2 protein-coding genes are annotated in these 4,250 nt (G+C 63.7%); both read right to left on the bottom strand.

Annotated features, from left to right (window positions below):
- Positions 1-425 precede the first annotated feature (425 nt).
- Positions 426-2,675, bottom strand: a complete 2,250-nt coding sequence (locus tag KGB29_RS25800) for an Ig-like domain-containing protein (RefSeq protein WP_150815244.1) — start codon at positions 2,673-2,675, stop codon at positions 426-428.
- Positions 2,676-2,710: 35 nt separating this feature from the next.
- On the bottom strand, positions 2,711-4,057 hold the full coding sequence (locus tag KGB29_RS25805) for a hypothetical protein (protein ID WP_090456420.1): 1,347 nt from the start codon (positions 4,055-4,057) through the stop codon (positions 2,711-2,713).
- Positions 4,058-4,250 lie beyond the last annotated feature (193 nt).

Consider the following 4,250-nt stretch of genomic DNA (forward strand, 5'->3'; position numbering starts at 1 on the left):
TCAAGCACCATGCTGGCAGCATGCAGCTTGAACTCGCGGGTATAGACCTTTCTTTCGTTCATGGAACCTCCAAGTTGGCGAAATCATATCGCCCTTAAGAGGTGTCCGGAATTATTAGGCCAGTTCAGCCTGCTCGCGATGGCGGCCTGCCAGCCGACCAATTTCTCAAAGATGCACACAATCCCCTGTGGGAGCGGGCTTGCCCGCGAAGAGGGCCTGCCAGTCGATCGAGATCTTTCAGATGTACTGAATACCTGTGGGATTGAGCCAGGTCCGGGCACCGCTCCAGTGATGGCAGCCAGACCACCGCTGGATTACTCCCATCAATGCACCCGGCAAAAAACCGCGGCCCCCCACCCGGGGTCGCGGTTTTCCATAGGGTTGAAGTCGGCCCCATCAACCTGCGTGGCTAATGGGGCGCGGGCTCAGTTGGCGATCACCGGCACCGTGCGCACGGAGCCTTGGGACGAGGTGATCGTGGCGGTCGGGTTCGCCGACGGAGCGACCGTGGTGGTGTTGTTCACGGTCAACCGCCAGCGTCCATTCGCCGGTACGGTGGTGGTGCCCAGGGTGACCAGCCCGGTCGGAGTGGTGACCTTGATGGTGATGGTGTTGCCGGTGGTCACCGATGAGGTGCCGGCAAAGTCCCAGGTGAAGCGGTTGTTGGAGCGGGCTCTCACCGTTGCGGTGGTCACTGCGAAGGTTTCCGCAGCAGGCCGTGGCGAGACCTGCACCGTGACCGTGGCTGGCGACGTCGATTGGGCGCCGAAGCTGTCCCGGGCAAAGTAGGTGAAGGTCGTGGTGAAGGCCGTGGTGACGGTGGCCGGTGGGGTGTAGGTGAGCACCGTGCCGTTACTGCTGACGGTGCCGCCACCTGACAGCGGTTGAGTGAAGCCGGCGACGGCTAGCGGCACATTGCCTTCTGGATCGGTGTCGTTGGCCAGCACGTTGATTGGAATCGCCACACCCAGTGTCGTGACGGCATCGGCGACGGCCACCGGAGGCCGGTTAGGCGACACGGTCATGCTCACGGTTGCCGCTGTCGTCGAGGCCAGGCCTTTGACGTCCTGGGCCTTGTAGGTGAAGGTCGTGGTCAACGGCGCGTTGACGACAGCAGGAGGGGTGTAGACCACCGCCGTAGTGCCGCTCAATGCCACCGTGCCCTGGCTGGCGGCCGGTTGGGTCAGCGCGGTAATGCTCAGTGGCGTATTGCCGTCCGGGTCCCTGTCGTTGGCCAGCAGGTTGAGGGTGATCGGCACGCCGAAGCTGGTGCTGCCGGTATCGGCGACGGAGATCGGTGCCTGGTTCGCGCCGGTGTCCGGTGCAGTGCCGACGACCACGACCGGCTCGATGTCACTGCCGCCGGCAGCGGACTTGACCGTTACGGTTGCAGGGGGTTGGGTCAACTCAGCCACCGTCAGGCGTTGCAGTATTCCGGTTTTCGACAGCCGCCCGTAACCCTGGGCGACCATGTCCGGTACCACCACTTCGTCTGTGGAAGTGGCCTCGATCAGCAGGCTGTGGTTGCTCCAGTCGTAACGGGCGGTCTGGACTTTCACTACGTCCGAGAGCTTGCTCGACACCGCAGTCGGGCGGGTGGTCCCGGCGGGGTTGGTGGCGGTGACCACCACGACCGGCGGCACCGTTGCGTTGGCCAGCAGATTCTGGGCGAAGAACACGCCGTTGTTATCGCTCACCATGTTGGTCTGGCAAGGTGACACAGGCGGGCCGGGGACCAGGGCGATGCTTTCGCGAAAGCACAGGGTCGAGCCGTTGGCGGCTTTGGCAAACACTTCGACCCGGGTGGTGTTGCCACCCGTGCCGGCTATGCGGCGGTAAGTGGCACGGGTCATGTCCACCGCGGTCTGCGCGCGGTTGTCGAGCACCTTGCCGGACAGGGTGAAGAGGTTGGTCTGGATGGTCCCGGCCGGACCCTGGATGCGCACGAAGTTGGTGTTGTTGGGGCTGCCGGTCACGGCTTCGGTGAGGTTGGGGTCGCCGACGAAGGTTTCGATGGCGCCGGTGTCCGGGTTCACCTCGGTGTAGGGGCCGTTGACGCTGCGCAGGAACGGCCCGATCGCACCGTTGACCGCACCGCTGAAAACCCCCGGCGCACCGATGCCGACGTCCCTGGTGATGTTGATCGCCCGGCGCCCGGTGGTGGTGACGTTGACCGTTTCCACGCCATAGGGGTGGGTGATGGTGTAGGTCCCGGCAACGGGAATGTTCACCCGCAGACGAATCCGCGCGAAGCTGATCTGGTCGCCATCGAGCGGGTTGCCACCGGCAAATGCAGCCTCGATCCCGGCGACATAGACGTCCATGCCATAGCCGGCGGTGTTGTTGGGGATGCTGGTCTCGGCAAGGAACCAGAAGGCTTCGTCTGGCCAGTTATCCGGGAACACCATTGGCAGGGTGTCGTCGAAAATGCCCGGTGTCGGCAGCAGGGTGCACATGTAGGCCGGTGGCACGCTGGCTGCCACCCGCGAGCTGGTGGCGCGGGACTGGCACAGCTCCATCGACAGTTGATTGTTGTCCTGATACCAGATCGGGAATTTCCCGGTGGCAAAGGTGTAAGGACCGGGATCGACGGCGGCGAGTTGCGCGAAAGCACTGCCGGTCAGCGATAGAGTCAGTCCCAGGGCGTTGAGCGCCAGGCGTGGCCATTTGTTCATGATGCCTCCTGATGAGGATCCGGGCATGTGGGCGTTCATTGCACGATGACCACTTCTTCGGTATCGCTGCCGCCATTGGAGGACGACACACGAACCTGGGCTGGCGGAATCGGCGAGATGCCGGTGGCCAGGCTTTTCACGGCGCCGTCACCACTCAGGGCGCCGATGGCGATACCGGTGCCGGAGGTGGCGGTGAGCACCGGTGGCGACGTTTCATCGCTGGTCGAAGCCACGATGGTGATTTGCCCGGTGCTCAGGCTGTACTCGGCGCGTGAGATCGTCACCAGGTCGGTCAACGGCATGGGCAATATGGTCGGCGCGCTGCTGGCGATGGCCAGGTGGTTATCGGCGGTCACCTGCAAGGTGCTCGGCAACGTCGGATTGTTCGGCGACTGTGCATACCAGTGGCCGGTGGTATTGGCTTCGGTGAAGTTCAGCAGCGGATTGTTGCTGTCCAGGGTCACGGTGGCGGGTGGCGGCGGGGCCATCACGAACACGTCCTGCTGGGCCACCGGGGCGCTGGTGCCGGCCTGTCGCGAGTAGGTGCTGCGCTCGGCGATCACCGGGGTCGGACGGACCACCGACGACAACTTGCCGGATACGGCGAAGAGGTTGGTGCGCAAGTCCAGGCCATTGGGGCCCTCGATGCGCACGTAGTTGGTGTTGAACGGGCTGCCGGTGACGGCTTCGGTGAGGTTCGGATCGCCGACGAATTGTTCGGCCTGGCCCGTGCTCGGGTTGGTCTCGGTGTAGGGGCCATTGACGCTGCGCAGGAACGGCCCGACGTCGCCCTTGAGTGCGCCGTTGTAGGTTTTTGGCGCGCCGATGCCAATGTCCCGGGTCATGTTGATCGCCCGACGGCCGGGAGTCTCGACGTTGAACACTTCGACGCCGTAAGGGTGGGTGATGACATAAGTGCCAGCGGTGGCCACGTCGATGCGAACACGGATCCGGGCGAAGCTGATCTGGTCGCCCTCCAGTGGATCCCCACCACTGAAGGCTGCTTCGAGCGCCGAGACATAGGTCAGGTCGATGCCTCGGGCGGCATCGACGATAGTTGTTTCGCCTGTTGCCCAGAACGCTTCGTCGGGGAAATTGGTCGGGAAGACCAACGGTTGCGTGTCATCGAAAATGCCGGGATTAGGGATCAGCGAGCACATGTAAGTCGGGGCGCCCGGCGCGCTGGCAACCCTGGAACTGACAGCCTTTGATAAACACAGGTCAAGGGTTCGGCCGTGGCTGTCTTGATACCAGGCGGCGAAATTGCCATTGGCTGGCAGGTAGGGGCCGGGGTCTACGGCAAACAGCGCGGCCTGGGCAATACCTTGGGCTAGAGCAGTCACAACCAGGGCGGACGCGGTTTTGCACAGTAACGGGTGCATGAGTGTTCCCTCTGTCGAAGTACCTGCCCCTTGGGGATGGGGCAGTTGGCAGGGAGTTCGGCAACTTCCATACCAATCGGCGAAAACGCCCGTGAGACGCCCGCAGTAAAGGCGTTGGCGCGGTCGCAGGCGGCAGGCCGGGAAGTTATGGCACGGGCAGCTATCCCCGACTTTGGGGGGGACGGGGTCGCGG

The sequence above is a fragment of the Pseudomonas sp. BF-B-30 genome, from assembly GCF_019956305.1.
Classification (GTDB): domain Bacteria; phylum Pseudomonadota; class Gammaproteobacteria; order Pseudomonadales; family Pseudomonadaceae; genus Aquipseudomonas; species Aquipseudomonas jessenii.